The organism is Paenibacillus sp. UNC496MF (assembly GCF_900113915.1).
Taxonomy (GTDB): Bacteria; Bacillota; Bacilli; order Paenibacillales; family Paenibacillaceae; genus Paenibacillus_Z; species Paenibacillus_Z artemisiicola.
Genome location: NZ_FORE01000004.1, coordinates 883,690 through 903,730 on the forward strand (window position 1 = coordinate 883,690; position 20,041 = coordinate 903,730).

General features: G+C 62.1%; 18 protein-coding genes. 16 read left to right on the forward strand and 2 right to left on the reverse strand.

Annotation, left to right across the window (positions count from 1 at the left end; translation table 11 throughout):
* The first annotated feature begins 3 nt into the window (after window positions 1-3).
* From BMZ79_RS03945 to BMZ79_RS03990, 12 genes are all read left to right on the forward strand, one after another.
* Window positions 4-1,689 carry an extracellular solute-binding protein gene (locus BMZ79_RS03945; RefSeq protein WP_256252536.1) on the forward strand — a complete coding sequence of 562 codons (1,686 nt, stop codon included), beginning with the start codon at window positions 4-6 and terminating at the stop codon, window positions 1,687-1,689.
* Between the two features lie 103 nt (window positions 1,690-1,792).
* Window positions 1,793-2,914, forward strand: coding sequence for a VanZ family protein (locus tag BMZ79_RS03950; protein ID WP_090636709.1), 1,122 nt, complete (start codon window positions 1,793-1,795; stop codon window positions 2,912-2,914).
* Between the two features lie 175 nt (window positions 2,915-3,089).
* On the forward strand, window positions 3,090-3,296 hold the full coding sequence (locus BMZ79_RS33515) for a hypothetical protein (RefSeq protein WP_143088883.1): 207 nt from the start codon (window positions 3,090-3,092) through the stop codon (window positions 3,294-3,296).
* Window positions 3,297-4,217, forward strand: a complete 921-nt coding sequence (locus BMZ79_RS03955; protein ID WP_090636711.1) for a glucuronyl esterase domain-containing protein — start codon at window positions 3,297-3,299, stop codon at window positions 4,215-4,217.
* A 443-nt stretch (window positions 4,218-4,660) separates the two neighbouring features.
* The gene (locus BMZ79_RS03960) at window positions 4,661-6,160 is read left to right on the forward strand and encodes a malate:quinone oxidoreductase (RefSeq protein WP_090636712.1); all 1,500 of its coding nucleotides are present in this window, start codon (window positions 4,661-4,663) and stop codon (window positions 6,158-6,160) included.
* A gap of 241 nt (window positions 6,161-6,401) precedes the next feature.
* Entirely contained in the window at window positions 6,402-8,474 is a 2,073-nt protein-coding gene (locus BMZ79_RS03965) for a serine hydrolase domain-containing protein (RefSeq protein ID WP_090636714.1), read from the forward strand.
* Between the two features lie 107 nt (window positions 8,475-8,581).
* Window positions 8,582-9,055 carry a GyrI-like domain-containing protein gene (locus tag BMZ79_RS03970; protein ID WP_090636715.1) on the forward strand — a complete coding sequence of 158 codons (474 nt, stop codon included), beginning with the start codon at window positions 8,582-8,584 and terminating at the stop codon, window positions 9,053-9,055.
* 224 nt (window positions 9,056-9,279) lie between these two features.
* The gene (locus BMZ79_RS03975; RefSeq protein ID WP_090636717.1) at window positions 9,280-10,254 is read left to right on the forward strand and encodes a S1C family serine protease; all 975 of its coding nucleotides are present in this window, start codon (window positions 9,280-9,282) and stop codon (window positions 10,252-10,254) included.
* A 160-nt stretch (window positions 10,255-10,414) separates the two neighbouring features.
* The gene (locus tag BMZ79_RS03980) at window positions 10,415-11,371 is read left to right on the forward strand and encodes a D-2-hydroxyacid dehydrogenase family protein (RefSeq protein WP_090636719.1); all 957 of its coding nucleotides are present in this window, start codon (window positions 10,415-10,417) and stop codon (window positions 11,369-11,371) included.
* Window positions 11,372-11,493: 122 nt separating this feature from the next.
* Complete coding sequence (locus BMZ79_RS03985) at window positions 11,494-12,204, forward strand: copper resistance CopC family protein (protein ID WP_090636720.1); 711 nt, start codon at window positions 11,494-11,496, stop codon at window positions 12,202-12,204.
* 402 nt (window positions 12,205-12,606) lie between these two features.
* A complete protein-coding gene (locus tag BMZ79_RS33520; protein ID WP_218154645.1) occupies window positions 12,607-12,894 on the forward strand; it encodes a hypothetical protein in 288 nt (95 codons plus the stop codon).
* Window positions 12,895-13,373: 479 nt separating this feature from the next.
* The gene (locus tag BMZ79_RS03990) at window positions 13,374-13,994 is read left to right on the forward strand and encodes a DedA family protein (RefSeq protein ID WP_090636722.1); all 621 of its coding nucleotides are present in this window, start codon (window positions 13,374-13,376) and stop codon (window positions 13,992-13,994) included.
* Between the two features lie 26 nt (window positions 13,995-14,020).
* On the opposite strand, the gene BMZ79_RS03995 is transcribed toward BMZ79_RS03990, so the two are convergent.
* Both BMZ79_RS03995 and BMZ79_RS04000 read right to left on the reverse strand, forming a co-directional pair.
* A complete protein-coding gene (locus BMZ79_RS03995; protein WP_090636724.1) occupies window positions 14,021-14,482 on the reverse strand; it encodes a nuclear transport factor 2 family protein in 462 nt (153 codons plus the stop codon).
* Window positions 14,483-14,738: 256 nt separating this feature from the next.
* Window positions 14,739-16,334: a catalase gene (locus BMZ79_RS04000; protein WP_090636726.1), complete on the reverse strand. Its 1,596-nt coding sequence runs from the start codon at window positions 16,332-16,334 to the stop codon at window positions 14,739-14,741.
* A 341-nt stretch (window positions 16,335-16,675) separates the two neighbouring features.
* On the opposite strand from BMZ79_RS04000, the gene BMZ79_RS04005 reads away from it, so the two are divergent.
* From BMZ79_RS04005 to BMZ79_RS04020, 4 genes are all read left to right on the forward strand, one after another.
* Entirely contained in the window at window positions 16,676-17,071 is a 396-nt protein-coding gene (locus tag BMZ79_RS04005) for a GNAT family N-acetyltransferase (RefSeq protein ID WP_090636728.1), read from the forward strand.
* A gap of 48 nt (window positions 17,072-17,119) precedes the next feature.
* Window positions 17,120-17,896: a GNAT family N-acetyltransferase gene (locus BMZ79_RS04010; RefSeq protein WP_090636729.1), complete on the forward strand. Its 777-nt coding sequence runs from the start codon at window positions 17,120-17,122 to the stop codon at window positions 17,894-17,896.
* Window positions 17,897-18,032: 136 nt separating this feature from the next.
* Window positions 18,033-18,623: a TetR/AcrR family transcriptional regulator gene (locus tag BMZ79_RS04015; RefSeq protein WP_090636731.1), complete on the forward strand. Its 591-nt coding sequence runs from the start codon at window positions 18,033-18,035 to the stop codon at window positions 18,621-18,623.
* 382 nt (window positions 18,624-19,005) lie between these two features.
* Window positions 19,006-19,749 carry an SDR family oxidoreductase gene (locus tag BMZ79_RS04020; protein WP_090636733.1) on the forward strand — a complete coding sequence of 248 codons (744 nt, stop codon included), beginning with the start codon at window positions 19,006-19,008 and terminating at the stop codon, window positions 19,747-19,749.
* The last annotated feature ends 292 nt before the right edge of the window (window positions 19,750-20,041 follow it).

A 20,041-nucleotide genomic window follows, 5' to 3' on the forward strand; every position in this document is an offset into this window, starting at 1 on the left:
GTCATGCGAAGAAGAAGCGCGCGGCTCATGGCGGCGGCCGCGGCGACGGTCGCGCTGCTGGCGCTGGTCGGCTGCAGGGAGAGCGCCGGCGTCCGGCCGGCGGACGGCAGCGCCGCCGAGCCGAAGCAGGCGGACGGCGCGGCGGACGAACCCGACGACCACGACCATGGCGGAAGCGTCAAAGGCGGACAGGCTTCGATGACGTACTGGGCGGAGCTGAACGGCAACGCGGCGAGCGCCAAGCAGCGGTTCCGGGACGTGCCGTTCTTCCAGGAATGGCAGCGCGAGACGGGCGCCAAGCTGACCTTCATCCAGCCCCCGTCGAACCAGGCGAAGGAAGCGATCAACGTGCTGCTGGCGTCGGGCGAGCTGCCGGACATGATCGAATACGAATGGGCGAATTTCCCGGGCGGGCCGGAGAAGGCTATCAAGGACGGATATATTTTGCGGCTGAACGACGCGATCGACCGCTACGCTCCCAACCTGAAAGCCTACCTCCGCGCGCATCCCGACATCGACAAGCAGATTCGGACGGCGGACGGCAGCTACTACATGTTTCCGTTCGTGCAGAACGACGACCGGCTGCGCACGTACCAAGGCCCGATTCTGCGGAAGGATTGGCTGGACGAGCTCGGGCTCGGCGTGCCGGAGACGATCGACGATTGGCATGCCGTGCTGACGGCCTTCAAGGAACGCATAGGCGTCGAAGCGCCGCTTACGTTCCTCGGCGTGCCCAATCCGCTGTTCGGGATCGAAGGCGGCGGCTTCGTCGGCGCTTACGGCATCAAGAAGGGCTTTTATTTGGAGGACGGGCAAGTAAAATACGGTCCGCGGGAGCCCGGCTACAAGTCGTTCCTGACGCTGTTCCGGGACTGGTACGCGGAAGGGCTCATCGATCCGAACTTCGCCGCGGTCGATTCCGAGACGCAGGACGTCAGCATGCTGACGGGGCGGAGCGGCGCGAGCATCTGGAACGCGGGAGCGGGCATCGGGACCTGGCTCCCCGTGCTGCGGCAGGACGATCCGTCGGCGGAGCTGACCGCGGCGCCGTATCCCGTGCTGCGCCGGGGCGATCGGCCGCAATTCGGGCAGCGCGCCCCTGCGGTCGGGTCGAGCGGCGGGGTGGCGATTTCGAGCGCGAGCCCGAACGTCGAGCAGGCGGCCCGGCTGCTCGACTACGGGTACGGCCCGAAAGGCCATATGCTGTTCAACTTCGGCATCGAAGGCGTCAGCTACGAGATGAAGGACGGCTATCCGCGGTACACGGACCTCATCCTGAACAACCCGGACAAGCTGGCGCCGTCCCAGGCGCTCGCGATGTACACGCGGGCCAGCTACTTCGGGCCGTTCGTGCAGGACGTCCGGTACATGGAGCAGTATTACGCGATGCCGGAGCAGAAGGAAGCGATCCGGCTCTGGGGCGACACGGACGCGGCGAATCATACGCTCCCGGTGACGCCGAAGACGGAGAAAGAGAACGCCGAGCTCTCGGCCATTATGGGGGACGTTGCGGCGCTGACGGACGAGATGTCGCTCAAATTCATGCTCGGCATCGAGCCGACGGACGGCTTCGGCGCCTACGTCGAGCAATTGAAGTCGCTCGGCATCGACCGGGCGATCGAGATTCAGCAGACGGCGTACGACCGCTATCGGCAGCCGGTCCGCGGCGAGCGTCCCGAATCCGGCTGAAACCGGGGATTGTTCGCCGCGCCGGATACGGGGTAAGATAGGGGGAACCCATATCACGGAGCCGGCGCGGTCTTGCCGCCCGTCTCCTACGAAAGGTGTCGGCATGCTGACGGTTTATTTGTTTCCGATCTCATACGCGTTTCTGAGCTTTCCGGTCGCGGCGCTGCTGTTCACGCTGCCGTTCCTGCTCGTGCAATACCGCCGGCACGGGTACGTGCATAAATACCGGGCGCTGCTGCTCTACTTGTTCCTGCTCTATATGCTGAACGCGGTGTTTCTGATCCTGCTGCCGCTTCCGCCGAGCGTCCACAACGCGCCGCCGGCGGCCAGCTCGTACGCCCAATGGATCCCGTTCCATTTCGTGCTCGACGTCCTGAAAGAAACGGGCGTCGATTGGGAGCGGCCTTCGACGTATCTGCGCCTGCTGAAGGAAAGAGCGGTGCTGCAGGTCGTCTTCAACGTGCTGCTGACCGTGCCGTTCGGCATGTTCCTGCGATATTATTTCCGGACCGGCTGGCTGCCGTGCCTGCTGCTGACCCTCGGGCTCTCGCTCTTCTTCGAAGCGACGCAAGTGACGGGCATTTACGGCATCTACGATTACCCGTACCGGCTGTTCGACGTCGACGACGCGATGACGAACACGGCCGGCGGCATGTTGGGTTTCGTGGTCGCCGAATGGCTGTCCAAGCGGCTCCCGCGCATCGACAAGCTCGACGAACGCGTCGACCTGGAGACGAAGCGGGTATCGTATACCCGGCGGGGGCTGGCGTTCCTCATCGATTGGTGCGTGCTGAATCCCCTCGTGGCGGCGCTTGCGGTCTTGCGCGTCCCGCTCCCGTACGCGATCGCCGTGGCGGCGTATTTCATCGTCCTGCCATACTTCGCCAACGGACAGACGCTCGGCAAGTGGTTCGTTCGCATCCGCCTGCGCGGAACCGGCAGCCGGGTGCGTCTGCGCGAGCTGCTGGTCCGGTACGGGCTGCTCTATGGCGTCGTCGGAGGCGTCAACGCGCTGATGGTCGGTCTCGGCGCGCGGGGAGCGGGCAGCTCGATCGCCATCCTTCCGCTGCTGCTTGCCGTCTTCGCGGTCAACGCCGCGTTCGCCGTTCACCTCGTGATGTGCCTGTTCAACCGGAAACGCCAGCTGTTCTACGAACGGCGCAGCGGCACGGGCCATGTCATCACGCCCAAAGCCCGCAAAGCCGGCCGGCCGGGCGTTGACTGACCGCCTGCGTCTCTCAGCCGAAATGGCCGTACCGGGCATACGTACTTCATACGTAACAATTCAAACAATAATCCAAACGGCAATAAAAAGTTAATCGAAACGTTAATCGACATGCTATTCGAATCAATACGTTAATCAATACGTTAATCAATACGTACGAAAGGCGGAATCAGGCATGAATCCACATCCGCGAATACCCGAACGTTTGCGGGTGGCCGAGCATGCGGCGGACGAAGCGCTGCGGCGGCGTGCAGCCGAGTCGTGGCGAAGGGAAGAGCGTCCGCGGCTGCTGGAGCTGTTCCGGCAGCATATTTACGGCAGGGCCCCGGTCGGCCGTCCCGGCAGCCCGCGGTTCGACGTGACGGAAGAGAGCGGCGGGTGAATGAACGGAACCGCGACTCGCAAACGGATCGAGCTGTCGTTCGACGGTCCGGGAGGCACGATCGTGATTCGCCTGCTCCTCTTCGTGCCGTCAACCGGCGAGCCGCGGAAGGCGCCGGCCTTTCTGTTCCTCTGCAATCGGGAGCGCGCGCATATGGATCCCGACCGCCGCGAACGCAGCGGCTTCTGGCCGGCGGAGGACCTGGTCGCGCGGGGCTACGCGGCCGCCGTCTTCCACGTGGAGGACGCGGATCCCGATTACGACGACGGATTCCGCAACGGCGCGCACGGCGCGTTCGATCCGCCGGGTCCCCGGGCCGACGACGCGTGGGGCGCGATCGCGGCATGGGCATGGGGCGCGAGCCGCGCGATGGATTATTTGGAGACCGATCCCGGCATCGATGCAAGCCGGATCGCCCTCGTCGGCCATTCGCGCGGCGGCAAGGCGGCGCTGTGGGGCGGTGCCCAGGACGAGCGATTCGCGCTCGTGGCAAGCAACAACTCGGGCTCGACCGGCGCCGCGATCGCCCGGGGGAAGGCGGGGGAGACGATCGCGGACATCAACCGGCAATTTCCCCACTGGTTCTGCGAGCGGTATAAGCGCTATAACGGGAAGGAAGACGATCTGCCCGTCGATCAGCACCAGCTGCTGGCCTTGATCGCGCCGCGGCCGCTCTACGTGGCCAGCGCCACGGAGGATGAGTGGGCGGATCCCGAAGCGGAATTCATGGCCTGCGTGCTCGCGAGTCCCGCATACGGCCTGCTTGGCCGGCAAGGCGTGTCCGCCGAGCTTCGGCCGGCACCGGATACCCCGCTTACGGGCGGCGGCATCGGCTATCATCTCCGCACGGGCGGGCATGACTTGACTCGCTATGATTGGCAGCGCTTCATGGATTATGCGGATCTTCACATGCGAGGCTAATCATCGGGTCGACGAGGCAGCGTCTGGTCGACGAATGCTCGCCGCGAACCGGCGGTCTCCGCAGCCCGCCGTTTTCGCGGCGGGCCGTTCGATTTGGCCGGGGGCCGGCCGAACGTTCAGAAAAATGTTGGAATTGCCGCGCGGCCGGGCCGGCGACTGGCGAAAGCGCCGACAATGAACGGCATTCCCGCCGCTCGCACGATCCGGAAGGAAGCCGAAACCGCACTGCGAGGCGCGAATCGGCGGGATTTCCGCCTCGCAACATCGCTGCGCTTCTTGTCGTATCGCTTGCAACTATCATATAATAGTTAATAAATATTTTTTAATGTTTTGGACTGGTCCGGAAAAGGCGTGCGACGCGGTGGCGCCTCGGCTTGTTGCGGCATTTTATGCCGGTGCGCCTGCATCCTTTTCGGCAAATTCAGCGTGTAAGGACGGTAAACATGAGTGACAGACAAACTAGTACAGACGTTATCCTGATCGGTGCCGGCATCATGAGCGCGACGCTGGGGTCGCTGCTGAAGCAGCTGGCGCCGGACTGGAACATCAAAGTGTTCGAGAAGCTGGCAAGCGCGGGCGAAGAAAGCTCCAACGAGTGGAACAACGCGGGAACGGGGCATGCGGCGCTGTGCGAGCTCAACTACACCGACGAGAAACCGGACGGCTCCGTCGATATCGCCAAAGCGATCAAAATCAACGAGCAGTTTCAAGTGTCCCGGCAGTTCTGGTCGTATCTCGTGGATCATCAGCAGATCCGCAATCCGCAGGAATTCATCATGCCGCTGCCGCACATGAGCCTGGTGCAAGGGGAGAAGAACGTCGGCTTCCTGCGCAGGCGGTATGAAGCGATGTCCGCCAATCCGCTGTTCGCGGGCATGGAATTCTCCGACGACCCGAAACAATTGAAGAAATGGATTCCGCTCGTCATGCAGGACCGGAAATCGAACGAGCCGATCGCGGCGACGAAGATCGACACCGGCACGGACGTCAATTTCGGCGCGCTGACGCGCATTCTATTCGAAACCCTGCAGCGCCAAAACGTAGAAATAAAGTACAGACACATGGTCGATAATATAAAACGGACGCGCGACGGCCGCTGGGAATTGAAAGTGCGGAATCTCGGCACGGGCGCCGTCGAGCGTCACTCGGCGAACTTCGTGTTCATCGGCGGCGGGGGCGGAAGCTTGCCGCTGCTGCAAAAGTCCGGCATCCCGGAATCGAAGCGGATCGGCGGCTTCCCGGTCAGCGGACTGTTCATGGTGTGCAACAATCCGGACGTCGTCGCGCAGCACAACGCCAAGGTGTACGGCAAGGCGCCGGTCGGCGCGCCGCCGATGTCCGTGCCGCACTTGGACACCCGCTACATCGACAATAAACGTTCGCTGCTTTTCGGACCGTTCGCGGGCTTCACGCCGAAGTTCCTGAAGACGGGTTCGATGTTCGACCTGATCGGCTCCGTGAAGCCGAACAACGTCGTGACGATGCTGGCGGCGGGCGCCAAAAACATGGGCCTGACCAAGTACTTGATCCAGCAGGTCATGCTGTCGAAGGAGAAGCGGATGGAGGACCTGCGGCAGTTCGTACCGAACGCCAAGAGCGAGGACTGGGATCTGCTCGTGGCCGGCCAGCGCGTGCAGGTCATCAAGGATACCGAGAACGGCCGCGGCACGCTGCAGTTCGGCACGGAAGTCGTCAACAACGCCGACGGATCGATCGCGGCGCTGCTCGGCGCGTCGCCCGGCGCTTCCACCGCCGTCTCCGTCATGCTCGAACTGATGAAGAAATGCTTCCCGCAGGAAATGAAAACGTGGGAGCCCAAAATCAAGGAAATGATTCCGTCCTACGGGCTGTCGCTCGTGAAGCATCCGGAACTGATTCAAGACATTCATGCGTCGACTTCGCGCGCGCTCGGACTGAACCGGGCCCTGCAAGCGGCAAAATAATCGCCGATTTCCAATCGGAGCGCCATACGGCCTTCGTCTCGCTAACCGCGGGATGGAGGCCGTTTTTGTGCGCCGAAGCGTCGAAGCGTTGCGCATATGGCGGGATTCGTTTGACAAATTCTATTAAAGTTGGACACTTTCGGTAGATTGTCCCGTACTAAAGAGAGACTCTTGCCAAGCGCATGCTTTCGAAGGAGGGTAGCCGGGACGAAGGCAACGCAATACGATTGAGGAGGCTCTCATGCATAAACGATTGAAATGGCTGACGATGACAGCGCTTGCAGCTTCCCTGCTCCTGCCGGCCGGCGCGATGGCCGCGGGACAGGACGGCGCGCAGAGCTACGACGCCACGAGAAAGGCCGCGGCCGAGAAGGCCGCGCTGCTCACGGGAACCTATCAAACGACCAGCGTGCAGTACGCGCTCATCGACCATGGCCGGATCGTCGTATCCGGCGAAGCCGGCCGCAACGACGAGAAGGAGCGCGTACCGCTGTCGGCGGATACGATGTACGGCATCGGTTCGACGAGCAAAATGTTCGCGACGGCGGCCGTGATGAAGCTCGTCGACGAAGGGAAAGTCGACCTGGATACGCCCGTCGTCCGCTACCTGCCGGACTTTACGATGCAGGACGAGCGGTATGCGCGCATTACGCCGCGCATGCTGCTGAATCATTCGTCCGGGCTGTACGGCTCGACGTTCCCGAACGCGTTTTTGTTCGAAGACAACGACACCTACGCGCACGATCATTTGTTGGGCGAGCTGGTCAAGCAGAAGCTGAAAGCCGACCCCGGGGCGTACTCCGTCTACAGCAACGACGGCTTTACGCTGGCCGAGCTGCTGGTCGAACGGGTGAGCGGCACGGACTTCACCTCGTTCATTCACGAGACCTTCACGGAGCCGCTCGGCATGGACGCGACGAAGACGCCGCTGGATCGGCTCGACCTCTCGCGGATGGCGGGTCTGTATTTCCCGGCTTACAAGGGTCAGCTGCCGAACGAGACGGTCAACGTCATCGGAGCCGGCGGCATCTACTCGACGGCGGAGGACCTGGTAAGGTTCTCGCAGATTTTCACCGGGCAAACCGCAGGCATCCTCTCGGACAAGGCGGTCGACGCCATGGAGCAGGCGGAGTATAAGCGCGGAATGTGGCCCGACGACGCCGACACGTCCGTCAATTACGGGCTCGGCTGGGACAGCGTCGACCTGTTCCCGTTCGGCGAGTACGGCATCCAGGCGCTGACGAAGGGCGGCGACACGATTCTCTATCACGCCTCGCTCGTCGTGCTTCCCGACCAAAACATGGCGGCGGCCGTCCTCTCCTCCGGCGGCTCCAGCACGACGGACCAGCTGCTCGCGAACGAGATCCTGCTCGGAGCGCTGCGGGAGAAAGGCGCCATCGCGGAGCTCAAACCGGCGAAATCGTTCGGCGCCCCGGAGAAAGCGCCGATGCCGGAAGCGTTGACGGAGCTCTCGGGTACGTACGGCGCGACGAATCAATTGCTCAAGGTCGAGGTGCGCAAGGACGGCGACCTCGCGGTGAGCGCGGTCCAGGCGCCGGGCGCGCCGGCCGAGCATTACGTCTACACGGCGGACGGCACGTTCGCCAGCGCGGACGGCAATGCGAAGGTCGCGTTCGTGAAGGAAACGAACGGCCATACGTACGTCTGGGTGCGCGGATACGCGTCGCTGCCCGGACTCGGCCAGACGGCCTTGTCGCAGTATTCCGCCGAGAAGCTCGAAGCGAACCCGATCCCGAGCGAGACGGCGGCGGCATGGGAGAAGCGGGCGGGAGAGTCGTATTATTTGGTCAACGAGAAGTATTCGTCGCTCGCGTACTTGCTGCAGCCCGCGGTCAAGATCGCGCTGTTCCCGGACGCGCCGGGCTATCTGCTCGACCAGAAGATACTCGGTCCGGACGTTTCCGCGAGCGACCTGCAAATTCCGACGATGGCGGGGCGGGACACGCAGGCGTACCGGTTCTATACGGACAACGGCACCGAGTACATGACGTCCGCGGGCAGCGTGTTCGTCAGCGGCGAGGCCGTGAAGCCGATCTATGCCGGCAAGCAATCGGCCGCTACGATTCCGGCGAACGGATACGCCAAGTGGTATAAATTGTCCGATCAGACGGCCGGCAAGACGATGCAGGTGAAACGGCCCGCCGACGCCTCGTTCGCCGTCTACGACGCGCAAGGGACGTGCGTTTACTTCAGCGTAGCCGGCGGGAAGGACGCCGTCGTCCTGCCGAAGAACGGAACCGTCGCCTTCGTCGGCGATGCCGGCGCGAAGTTCGGCATTTCCGTCAAGCCTTGACCGCATGTCGAGGACGGGCTTTACAGGCGAGCTAGCTTTTCGCTACCATAGAGGTTAAGTCAGATATGAAATGATATGATTTCCATTTACGGGGAGGGCGAGCGAATATGCGGACGTATTCAGTCGAACGCGTCGAAATGCCGGCCATCCGGCTGATCGGCTTCGAGCTGCACGAGAGCTTGAATCAAGTGCTCGAAACGAAAATCGTCGTGAAGCTGCGCGAGGAATTGGCGGCGCGCATCCGCGACATCGAAGGCGCGGCGGACGCGGCGGGCATCTATTTGGTTCAAGCGTATTCCGAGAACGAGCAGTGGACCCCGGACAAGCCGTACCGGCATGTCATCGGCGCGGCCGCAGCGGAAGGCGAGGCGATTCCGGCCGGCATGGTCGCGTACGCGCTGCCGGCCGGACGTTACGTCAAGGTCACGCACGAAGGACCGGAATCGCGGATCGGCGAGACGTACGACTACATCAACCGCGAGCTCGGCCACCGGCCGGTCGATATCGAGGTTTGGCCGGACATTCGCGCGTTGGAGCGCGAAGAGAGCCGGATCGATATTTACTTTCCGGATCGGGGATGACCGGTTCTTGATCGGCTGAAGGAGCGAAACGCACGCCATAAGAGCGCTCGGGATTGCATTCCCGGGCGCTCTTCATTATTCCGACCGGCATGCCGCCGTTTTAAGCAATTCTTCAGTTAACTTTCATCTGGTTATTAGCCTCCCTTAAGTTGCGCTTCAGGTTCGCGCCCTATACTTCTATCTATCGACAGGACAAATCAAGGGCAGCGAAGGGCGGTAATCGAATGAACGAAGATACCCGAATCGAGACGAGCATCAAGCTGAATGCAGATGAAAATAAGCGTGCGCGCAAGTCGCGAAAGGCCGCAAAGACGGGAAGCGCCAACTGGCGAGCGATGTTCGCGACGTTCATGGCCGGCGCGGCCGTAATCGGCGGCTTGACGTTCGCTTCGGATAAGATGAATCTATTCGGCTATGCCGCCCGGCCCGCGCAAGCGGCCGTCTCCTCCGCCGGCGATTCGGCGGCAGCCGGCGTGCAAAGCGCCTCCTTGGCTTCTTCGGGGACGAACGGCATCTCGTCCATCGTGAAGGCCGCGAGCCCGGCCATCGTCAAGATCGAGACCAAAGTCGACCGGGCGGCGAACGGGCAGGCAAGAAGAAGCGCGCTTCGGCAAGGCGCGGAGGGCGGAGACGCGGTCGAAAGCGGGATCGGTTCCGGTTTCGTGTTCGACTCGAGCGGCTATATTATGACGAACGAGCACGTGATCGACGGGGCGGACGAAATCGAGGTCTACGTGCAGGGCGTCGACGCGCCGTTCACGGCCACGCTGCTCGGAAGCCGCTACGACCTGGATTTGGCCGTGCTTAAGATCAACGGCGACAAGGCTTTTCCAGCCCTGAAGATCGGCGACTCCGACGCGACGGCGGTCGGCGATTGGGTCGTGGCGATCGGGAATCCGTACGATTTCGACTATTCCGTAACGACGGGCGTCTTAAGCGCCAAAGAGCGCGAGATCAGCATCGACGACGAACAGGGTACCCGTAATTACAAGCATTTGCTGCAGACGGACACGGCCATTAACCCGGGCAACTCCGGCGGTCCGCTGCTGAACACGAAAGGCGAGGTCATCGGCATCAATACGGCCGTGAACGCCGAAGCGCAGGGAATCGGCTTTGCGATACCGGCAAGCACGGTAAATTCGGTCATCGATCAGCTGAAAGCAAGCGGGACGGGCGCTAACGGACGGGCAACGCTTTAACCTTAACGGCATTCGTCGGTTCGATTGGCTTGCGGCTGCATAAATGGACCAAAGAAGCTTGGGAGCACGCCGATGCGGCCGGGGTGCTCTTTTTGGATCTTGCTTAGGGCTAGTCCTTATGCCAAGATGAGAGCATAACCGGACAGGGAGGAACCAACGAATGATAAAATGCGCAATACTGGACGATTACCAGCAGGTCGCGATGTCGATGGCGGACTGGTCGTCCGTCGCGGATCGGGTACAGATCGACGTGTTCCAACGGCATTTCGACGACGAGGCGGAGCTGGCGGCCGCCGTCGCGGATTGCGAGATCGTCGTCATCATGCGGGAGCGGACGCCGTTCCGGCGGTCGCTCTTCGAGCGGCTGCCCCGGCTGAAGCTGCTCGTGACCACGGGAATGCGCAACGCTTCGGTCGATCTCGCCGCCGCTTCGGAGCGCGGCATCGTCGTCTGCGGCACGCGCGGCGGCGGCGAAGGCACGACCGAGCTGACGTGGGCGCTCATCCTGGGCTTGGCGAGAAAGCTCGTCCAGGAGAACGAGGCGCTTCGCGGCGGCGGGCCTTGGCAGCAGTCGATCGGCGCCGACTTGACCGGCAAGCGGCTCGGCCTGCTCGGGCTCGGCCATATCGGCGGCAACGTCGCGCGGATCGGACAGGCGTTCGGCATGGAGGTCGCGGCGTGGAGCCAGAATTTGACCGCGGAGAAAGCCGCGGCTGCCGGCGCGCGTCTCGCGGCTTCGAAGGAGGAGCTGCTGGCGGACAGCGACATCGTCTCGGTTCACCTGGTGCTGAGCGACCGCACCCGCGGCCTGCTCGGCGCCCGCGAGCTCGGGCTGATGAAGCCGACCGCGTACCTGATCAACACGTCCCGCGCGCCGATCGTGGACCGGGACGCGCTGATCGCGGCGCTGCGCGAAGGCCGGATCGCCGGCGCCGGGCTGGACGTGTTCGAGACGGAGCCGCTTCCCGCGGACGACCCGTTCCGCTCGCTGCCGAACGTGTTGGCCACGCCGCACATCGGCTACGTCACCGAAGCGGCGTACCGCGGATTCTTCCGCGGCGTCGTCGCCGACATCGAGGCATACTTGAACGGCTCCCCGGCGAACGTGCTGGGCTGAGCCGGCAAACGGAACGCGGGGCGCGTTCACGAGATGTTCATCCCCGTAGCCCGAAAGGGTCATCTAAAACGTCGGATCCTTTGGTATACTGGGTTCGTCATGACGGATGAAGAGGAGTGAACATGATGAATCTACGCGCAGGAATCCTGCTCTTGCTGATCGCGCTGTTCGCGCTGCCGACGGCCGCGTCGGCCCATACGAAGTTGAAAAGCGCCTCGCCCGCCGACGGCGATACGGTCGCGAAGGCGCTGACGGAAATCAAGCTGACGTTCGCGACGGCGATCCAGCCGCTGACGGTGCTGAAGGTGACCGACGGGGAAGGGAACGCCGTCGCGGTCCAAAGCGCCTCCGGCGAAGACGAGATTACCGGCACTTTCGGGCAGCCGCTCGCGAACGGCACGTATCAAGTTGCGTGGCGCATCATCGGGGAAGACGGCCATAACATCTCCGGCAGCTACGCGTTCACGGTCGCGGTGCCGGACGAACAAGCGCCCGCCGGCGGCGGTAACGCAGCCGCGCCGGATCAGCCCGCGAACCGCTCGGACGTAAGCGGTTCGGCGGAGCCGGACTCGAATGGCGAAGCTGCGGCCGATCCGGCCGTTCAGGAGGCGAACGCGCCGCGGCCGAACGCAACCGGCGACGGCGGTTCGGCCGAGGCCGTCGATACGGCGGCGGGAGACGCCCCGGCAGCCGATGCCGATTCCCCGATCGCAACGGATGCCGAGGCGGACGACTCGGCCGAGAAGAGCAATCTAGGTGCGGGCTGGATCGTCGCGATCGGGCTTGGCTGCCTGGCAATCGTCGGCGCGATGGTCCGCGTATTCAGATCCTAAGGCAGCGAAAAAGTCCGCGTGCGAGCGGACTTTTTTCATGCCCTTCGATGGTCCTCTCTGATGACCGTCCGTTCAAAGCGCGGCGATTGTCGCGCAACCCGCGACGGCCGTTACGGCAGCCGCTACGACAGCCGGTCGATCCAGAGGCCGCGGGCGCAAGCCAGCAAGCCGCCGATGACGAACGACGCAAAGGCGACGGCGAGTCCGATCAGTGCGTACGCCTCCTTTAAGGCGGATTCGCTTCAAAATCGAGAATTCGGCTGATAATCGTCCATTTTCGCGGAAAATGCGGTCTTTTTCGCCGGGAACGTGATATGATGAAAGGAATGACGCGGCGGCAGCATCCATGCAGGCGGCCGAATTCGGGCCATTCGCGCGGCACGTTGTCACACCAATGCTTGGATGACGAATACGTTAGTGCAGGGGCATACGTCCGGCGACCAACAGCCGGGCCGTCAAGGCTTGTTTGCCGTTTCCATGACCTGGCCGAGGAGAACGATCGTGAAGATGAGAGACATGCGGGAGTACATTTCGATTAATTTGATCATTTTTATGTTTTGGGTGTTTCTGATCGTCAAGGACGGCGTCATCTCGCCGCTCGAAGGCGCGCTGCTGTTCGATCTGGCGCTCGTCTACCTGATGCGCGAACCGATCAAACGGCTGCTGGATGCGATGTTTCGCGCCCGATGACGGCCGAACCTTGAAGAACGCCAGAAAAAGCCGGGACCGCGATGGCGGTCCCGGCTTTTTACAGGTTGTCCCGGCAATCGCGTCGCGCGCCGGATCTAGCGGCACCGTCTTCGCGTTAAGCCGGAGCGACGCCAAACGGGCAAACGCGTTTGAAGCGCGTTTGCCCGTTTTCGATGCCCGATCGCCGGTCTGAGGAAAAGCCCGCCGCAAGAGGGGGGCCAAAAGCATCCCGTTCGTGGTATAGTTCCAGTAAGAGAGTCGAAGCGAAGCGTGAACGTCGGCCATAAGAAGTACGAGGGCGTAGACAATCGGCGACGCGAGAGAATGATGTTCGTTTCCGGAGCCGGCTTAAGCAAGCTTCGGGATCACGGTTAAGCAGGAAAGGAACGCGTAATCTAAGTAAGAAAGGGAGCGCGTAACCGAAGAGAATCCGGGACGATCGGAGCAACATCCGCCCGGTATGGAAAGAGGCAGGTTGAATGGACGTCGATATGATGGCAGGGCTGATCCAGCACCTGGGCTATGCAGCGTTATTCTTCGTTTTATGTCTGGGCCTGATCAGCATTCCGGTCCCCAATGAAGTGATCGTCATGACGGCCGGCGCGGTATCGGCGGGCGGTTCCTTGCTCCCGCTGCCGGCCTTTCTATGCACGTACCTCGGCGTGCTGTCCGGGCTGACCTTCGGCTATACGATGGGGCGCCGGTACGGCAGGCCGTTGGTGCGGCGCTTCCAGCACAAGGCGCGGCTCGGCAAAGCGTTGCGCTTCGCCGAAAGCCTGCTCTCCCGGTACGGGAAGTTCGCGCTCTGCGCCAGCTATTTTTTTCCGCTGGTCCGGCATGTGATGCCGTATCTAGCGGGCATGAACCAGATGAGCTTCAAGCTGTTCGCTGTCTTCTCGTATACGACGGGCCTCATGTGGACGCTGCTGTATTTCCTGCTCGGACGGCTGATGGGCAATCAAGTCCAGGAAACCGGCTATGCGATTTATTACTATGGCATGGGCGCCTTGGCGGTCGTCGTCGTCGGCGCGGCGGCGCTCGGCGTCGTCAAGTGGTTGTCCCGGGCGCGGAGCCAGCGGGACCGCACGCTCGGACGATAGCTAGTCAGCCAGGTTGTCCCGGGCGGCTACAAGCCCAGCTCCGACAGTCCGGGATGCTCGTCCGGACGCCGGCCGAGCGGCCAATGGAACTTGCGTTCCGAGGGCCGGATCGGCATATCGTTAATGGACGCGAACCGGCGGCGCATGAGGCCTTGCTCGTCGAATTCCCAGTTCTCGTTGCCGTACGAACGGAACCAGTTGCCCGAATCGTCATGCCATTCGTAGGCGAACCGCACGGCGATCCGGTTGTCCGTAAACGCCCACAGCTCCTTGATCAGCCGGTAGTCCAGCTCCTTTTCCCATTTGCGCTTGAGGAATTCGACGATTTCCGGCCGACCGGCGGGAAATTCGACGCGGTTTCGCCAGACCGAATCCTCCGTGTACACGAGCGATACTTTCTCGGGGTCGCGGCTGTTCCAGCCGTCCTCGGCCATGCGGACCTTCGCGAGCGCGGTCTCCGGCGTGAAAGGCGGTACGAGTGCAGTCATGCGTTTCTCTCCTTTGGCGAATGCGATTCGGCATTCGCGATTAATCGGTCACCGTTCCATGGTAGCCCGGCCGCGCGCCGGAAGCAACCGAAATCGCGGCCATACCGGTTGCGGCGGCCGAATCGCAAGCATCCCGAGCCGGCCAACCACGACCAAAGCATTGCAAAAGAGCTCCCGCGACCAGACTGCGGGAGCTCTTCGTCCATTCGTCCGCGCGCGAGCCGCCAAGACGGCAAAGCAAGCCCGGGGGCACGGCTCAGTACGGCTCGGCGTCATGTCCCTTTTGCGCGGCATCGTTCGGCGCTTGGGCGCCGTCGCGGTTGGCGAGATTCGTTTGGCTGCTTCCGCCGCCGCCGGCCTGCGCCAAGCCTTCCCGCAGACGGCGGCCGTATTCTTCGTCGGCCGCTTCGGCGAGCGCGATCATGCGGTCTCGAATGCGGGCGTCGCAGCGGGAGAGATCGCCGATCAGGTTGGCGAGCAGCTCGTCCTTCTCCCACGGCTCGAAGCCCCGGAACGTCTCGCCGGCTTGCTTCGTGTTATCGTTCCGGTCGATGGATTGCCGCACCAGGTTGCCCTGCACGTACGGCGTATGCTCCTTGCCGGGCTGCTCCGCTTCGACGAGGCCGCCGAGCAGCGACGGCTCGTAATTGACGTGCGGGTTTTGGCCCGGCGCGAGATCGACCCGGAGCTGCATCATGCCGCCGCGCTGGTTCGTCGCGACATGCTTCCGGGGCGCGTTCACCGGCAGCTGCAAATAATTGGCGCCGACGCGGTGGCGCTGCGTGTCCGAATAGGAGAAGGTGCGGCCCTGCAGCATTTTGTCGTCGGAAAAATCGAGCCCGTCGACGAGCACGCCTACGCCGAACGCGGCCTGCTCCACTTCCGTGAAGTAATCCGCGGGATTGCGGTTCAAGGTCATTTTGCCGACGGGCAGCCAAGGGAACCGGTCGTTCGGCCACAGCTTCGTGTCGTCGAGCGGATCGAAGTCCAGCTCCGGATGCTCGCCGTCGGGCATGAGCTGCACGAGCAGCTCCCACTCCGGATAGTCGCCGCGTTCGATCGCCTGGTACAGATCCTGCGTCGCATGGTTGAAGTTCGTCGCTTGAATCTCGTTCGCTTCTTTCACGGTCAGGTTCTTGATGCCCTGCTTCGGCTCCCAATGATACTTCACCAATACCGCTTCGCCGGCCTGGTTGACCCACCGGTACGTATTCACGCCGGAGCCCTGCATCATGCGGTAATTGGCCGGAATGCCCCACGGCGAGTAGACGAGCGTGACCATATGGAACGTTTCGGGCGAGCTGGCGCAGAAGTCGAAGAACCGCTCGGCGTCCTGCACGTTGGTCACGGGGTCCGGCTTGAACGCGTGGATCATGTCGGGGAACTTGATCGCGTCGCGGATGAAGAAGATTTTCAGGTTGTTGCCCACGAGGTCCCAATTGCCGTCCTCGGTATAAAACTTCACCGCGAAGCCGCGCGGGTCCCGGAGGGTCTCCGGCGAATGGGTGCCGTGCACGACCGTGGAGAAGCGGACGAAGAGCGGCGTCTGCTTGCCCTTCCCTTGAAACAGCTTGGCGCGCGTATACTTGCTCGCCGGTTCGCCGCCGACGGTGCCGTACGCCTCGAAGACGCCGTGCGCGCCGGCTCCGCGGGCGTGAACGACGCGCTCGGGCACGCGCTCCCGGTCGAAATGGCTCAGCTTCTCGATGAAATCGTAATTTTCCAGCGTAGCCGGCCCGCGGTTGCCGACGGTCCGGATGTTTTGATTGTTCGTGATGGGGTGACCCTGCCGATTGGTCAATTCGTTGCTCGCGCTTTGCCCGTCCGGGCGGCGCGTGGAATCTGTCGTCACGGTTGTCGCGGCTCCTTTGCGTGTGGGGGATGGGAAGGGCTTTTTTGCCACTAGTAGTATTGATTAGCAGGCGGAAATTATGCGGGATGCGGATAATTGCGCGAAGAAGCGTGCGAAAGCGCAAGCGAATTCGACCCGCGGTATGAAAAGCCGAATCACGTTTCGGGGCGGCAACCGGGCACGCGATCGACTGGCCAGCATCTGTGTTGGCACTCTCGATTATGGCAGTTTCCGTAACCTTTCGTGATGGAGCTCGTCTAGTAGACGTGGCGAGGAGATAAGGTTTTGGGAAGGGAATGGGAAATTCGGCAGACCGAACGCATAGTAAGGAGGAATAGCGATTGTATCATCCCATCGTTATCAACCTGCCGATCGCGCCGGACGAGGTACCGGCGCTCCGCGAGCACATCGGGTGGGAAGGGCGTCATGCGGATTATCCGCGCTTGTTCGAGCGCTGCAACTTTTGGGCCGGGTGTCGCAACGAACGGCGGCAATTGATAGCTTTCGGTTATATCTCGGGCATGGGGCTGCAGCACGGCTACATGGAAGACGTGATGGTCCATCCCAATTACCGGCGTTCGGGCTTGGGCCAAGCGGTGGTTCGCGCACTACTGGAAGAAGCGGAGCGATTCGGACTGGACATCGTCACATTAACGTTCGAAAACAAACTGACCGCGTTCTACGAAGGCGCCGGGTTCGCATCCTGTGCCGGGGGCGTGTGGAGAAGGGATGGTTAGAGCGGCCGAACCATAAAAGCGGCCGCACGACACGAGGAGGAACAGCCATTGACGAACGAATCGCACGTACAAGCCATTATCGCAAACATGATCGATACCTTCGCCTTTCTGAGCGGCAACAGCCCGCGGGTGCAATTCGTCCGTACCGCGGCCTGCGCCCGCATCGAGACGGATCTGCCGCTGCCGATCTTCAACCGCGTATTCGGCTATAAGCCGGACGGGGACGCGGCCGCCGAGGTCGGATCCATCGCGGAATCGTACCGCGCGCGCGGCATGCGCTGCAGTTGGCATACGTATTCCCATGCGCCGGACGGAGCGGTCGTGCAAGCGCTGCGAGCGAATGGCTTCGAATTCGGCGGCAGCTTGACCGGCATGGCCGCGGCGCTCGAAGGGCGGACGTTTTCTGCCGAACGCGTGCCGGGACTGCGCATCTCGGCGATACGGACGGAAGAAGAGCTCGCATCGTTCAAACGCGTGTTCGTAGCGGAATACGGGCTGCCGGACGCGTTGGCCGCGGCGTTCACCGACGCCTTCGCCTTCGATCCGACGGGCAAAGCGCGTTATTACCTGGCAAGCTTGAACGGGGAACCGGTCGGCAGCGCCATGACGTACGGCGAAGGCGACGCGGCGGGTCTGTATACCGTCGCCACGCTAAAGGCGTTCCGTTCGCGCGGGATCGGCAGCGCGGTTACGGCGTACGCCTTGCGCGACATGCAGGAATCCGGCATCAAGCTCGCGATTCTTCAGGCAAGCCCCATGGGCACGAACCTGTACCGCAGGCTGGGGTTCGACGATGCGGTGACGATTAACGTCCATGTCGGTTAAGCGGCGCCGACGGGTTCGCAAGCGCGATTCGAATGCGCATGCCAATGATTTGGATGACAAATAACAGAATCGCGATATTGTTATCCGACTTGCGGTCTGCTATAGTAATACCAACGACCGGAAGGAGGACGAGCGGATGGCGAACGATCTGCCGCTTAGCAAGGAACAAATTCTCGATACCGCGGAACAGGTGCTGAAGCGCTTCGGACCGGACAAAACGTCCGTCGTGGACGTCGCGCGGGCGCTTCAAGTAAGCCATGGCACGCTGTACCGCCATTTCGCGAGCAAAGCCGCGCTGCGCGAAGCGGTGACGGCGCGCTGGCTGGACCGGATCATCGCCGAGCCGCTGGCGTCGCTCGCGGACCTTCCCGGCGACAGCGCGGCCGATCGGCTTCGGCAGTGGGTCGTCGCCCTCATCGCGGCCAAGCGGACGTACGCGGCGGACGATCCCGAGCTGTTCAAAATGTACGCGGACGTCACGTTGGAAGCCGGCGGAATGATCGAAGCCCACATCGGCCGCTTGATCGGGCAGCTGGCATCCATCATCGCGTCGGGTATCGCGTCCGGCGAGCTGAAGCCCGGCGATCCGGAGGAGACCGCTCGCGCCATCTTCATCGCCACATCGAAATTCCACCACCCGTCTCATGCGCGGGAATGGCTTGCGGAGCGCGCCGACCGGGAATTCGAGTCCGTCTGGCGCGTGCTCCTGTACGGCATCGTGCGGTAGGCTCGCCATACTTGGCGCCGAGCCGCGAAGAACCACTCGATACCAGTAACCAGCCTGCGTGCGCGAAGCACGAACATCGACGCGCATTGGGCAGTCTTCAACAACCCTTCGATCCCTGAATCGAAGGGTTGTTTGCTTTGTTTGTTTATATTTGCTTTGATTGTTTATATTTGCTTTGTTTGCTTTCTCGCAAGCGGCGCGAACCGGCATCGAAAAATTAAATGACAAAATCGATAATCTGTCACTTGATATTTGTTTGAAGCTGATCTATAATCAAATCATCAAAGCGAGGAAATGTTAATCCTTAGTCCGTTCATCGATTCGATGTAGAATCGCAGCCGTTATCAAGCAAACGAACAGCTAATTCAGGGAGGAATCATTCATGAGCCGTACATTGGAAGGCAAAGTCGCGTTGGTCACCGGAGCGTCGCGCGGGCTGGGAAAAGCGATCGCCGAGCTGCTCGCGGAGCACGGGGCCAAAGTAGTCGTCAATTATGCCAGCAGCCCGGGGAGAGCGGAGGAGGTCGTGTCCGCCATCAAGGCGAACGGCGGGGAAGCGTTGGCGGTTCAAGCCGACGTCGGGCAGGTAACCGAGATTGAGCGGCTGTTCCGCGAAACCTTGGACGCTTACGGCCGCATCGATATTTTGATCAATAACGCCGGCATCATGATCACGAAGCCGCTCGCGGACATTACGGAGGAAGACTACGACCGGCAGTTCGCGATCAACGCGAAAGGCACGTTCTTCGCGATCCAGCAGGCGGCGAAGCACATGGGAAGCGGCGGGCGCATCATCAACTTCTCGACCTCGGTCACCGGTCAGATGTTCCCGACCTACAGCGCGTATACGGGCTCCAAAGGCGCCGTCGAGCAGTTCAGCCGCCAGTTGGCCAAGGAGCTGGGCCCGAAAGGGATCTCGATCAATACCGTGGCGCCGGGACCGATCAATACGGAGCTGTTCACGGCCGGGAAGACGCCGGAGCAAATCGCGAGCGTCGGCAGCGGCAACTCCTTCGGCCGGCTCGCGGAGACCGAGGACATCTCCAAGGTCGTGCTGTTCCTGGCCGGACCGGATTCCGGCTGGGTGACGGGCCAGACGATCCGCGTCAACGGCGGGTTTATTTAATCCGACACTACGATGAATTCCAGCGCGGCCCCTTTGCCGAAACGGCGATGGGGCTGCGTTTTTTTGTGCCCACGGACGAAGCAGTAAAGGGCAGGCTTCTTTAGCGGCGGTCCTTAAAGCGTTTTCGCTATACAGGCACTCCGGATTGCGCTAAGGTAGAACCATCCTAAATAAGGAGGTTTTTAGATGGAGATGATCTGCCGCGAATGGACTGATGAGGTACGGAACGGCTAACCGTACCGTGCACCGGAACGAATGCCCTTCCGAAAAAAATCAAGAGCATGGAGGGTTA

Coding starts and splice junctions, on each gene's coding strand:
- BMZ79_RS03945 (WP_256252536.1), top strand. CDS start 4: ATGCGAAGAAGAAGCGCGCGGCTCATGGCGGCGGCCGCGGCGACGGTC.
- BMZ79_RS03950 (WP_090636709.1), top strand. CDS start 1,793: ATGCTGACGGTTTATTTGTTTCCGATCTCATACGCGTTTCTGAGCTTT.
- BMZ79_RS33515 (WP_143088883.1), top strand. CDS start 3,090: ATGAATCCACATCCGCGAATACCCGAACGTTTGCGGGTGGCCGAGCAT.
- BMZ79_RS03955 (WP_090636711.1), top strand. CDS start 3,297: ATGAACGGAACCGCGACTCGCAAACGGATCGAGCTGTCGTTCGACGGT.
- BMZ79_RS03960 (WP_090636712.1), top strand. CDS start 4,661: ATGAGTGACAGACAAACTAGTACAGACGTTATCCTGATCGGTGCCGGC.
- BMZ79_RS03965 (WP_090636714.1), top strand. CDS start 6,402: ATGCATAAACGATTGAAATGGCTGACGATGACAGCGCTTGCAGCTTCC.
- BMZ79_RS03970 (WP_090636715.1), top strand. CDS start 8,582: ATGCGGACGTATTCAGTCGAACGCGTCGAAATGCCGGCCATCCGGCTG.
- BMZ79_RS03975 (WP_090636717.1), top strand. CDS start 9,280: ATGAACGAAGATACCCGAATCGAGACGAGCATCAAGCTGAATGCAGAT.
- BMZ79_RS03980 (WP_090636719.1), top strand. CDS start 10,415: ATGATAAAATGCGCAATACTGGACGATTACCAGCAGGTCGCGATGTCG.
- BMZ79_RS03985 (WP_090636720.1), top strand. CDS start 11,494: ATGATGAATCTACGCGCAGGAATCCTGCTCTTGCTGATCGCGCTGTTC.
- BMZ79_RS33520 (WP_218154645.1), top strand. CDS start 12,607: ATGACGAATACGTTAGTGCAGGGGCATACGTCCGGCGACCAACAGCCG.
- BMZ79_RS03990 (WP_090636722.1), top strand. CDS start 13,374: ATGGACGTCGATATGATGGCAGGGCTGATCCAGCACCTGGGCTATGCA.
- BMZ79_RS03995 (WP_090636724.1), bottom strand. CDS start 14,482: ATGACTGCACTCGTACCGCCTTTCACGCCGGAGACCGCGCTCGCGAAG.
- BMZ79_RS04015 (WP_090636731.1), top strand. CDS start 18,033: ATGGCGAACGATCTGCCGCTTAGCAAGGAACAAATTCTCGATACCGCG.
- BMZ79_RS04020 (WP_090636733.1), top strand. CDS start 19,006: ATGAGCCGTACATTGGAAGGCAAAGTCGCGTTGGTCACCGGAGCGTCG.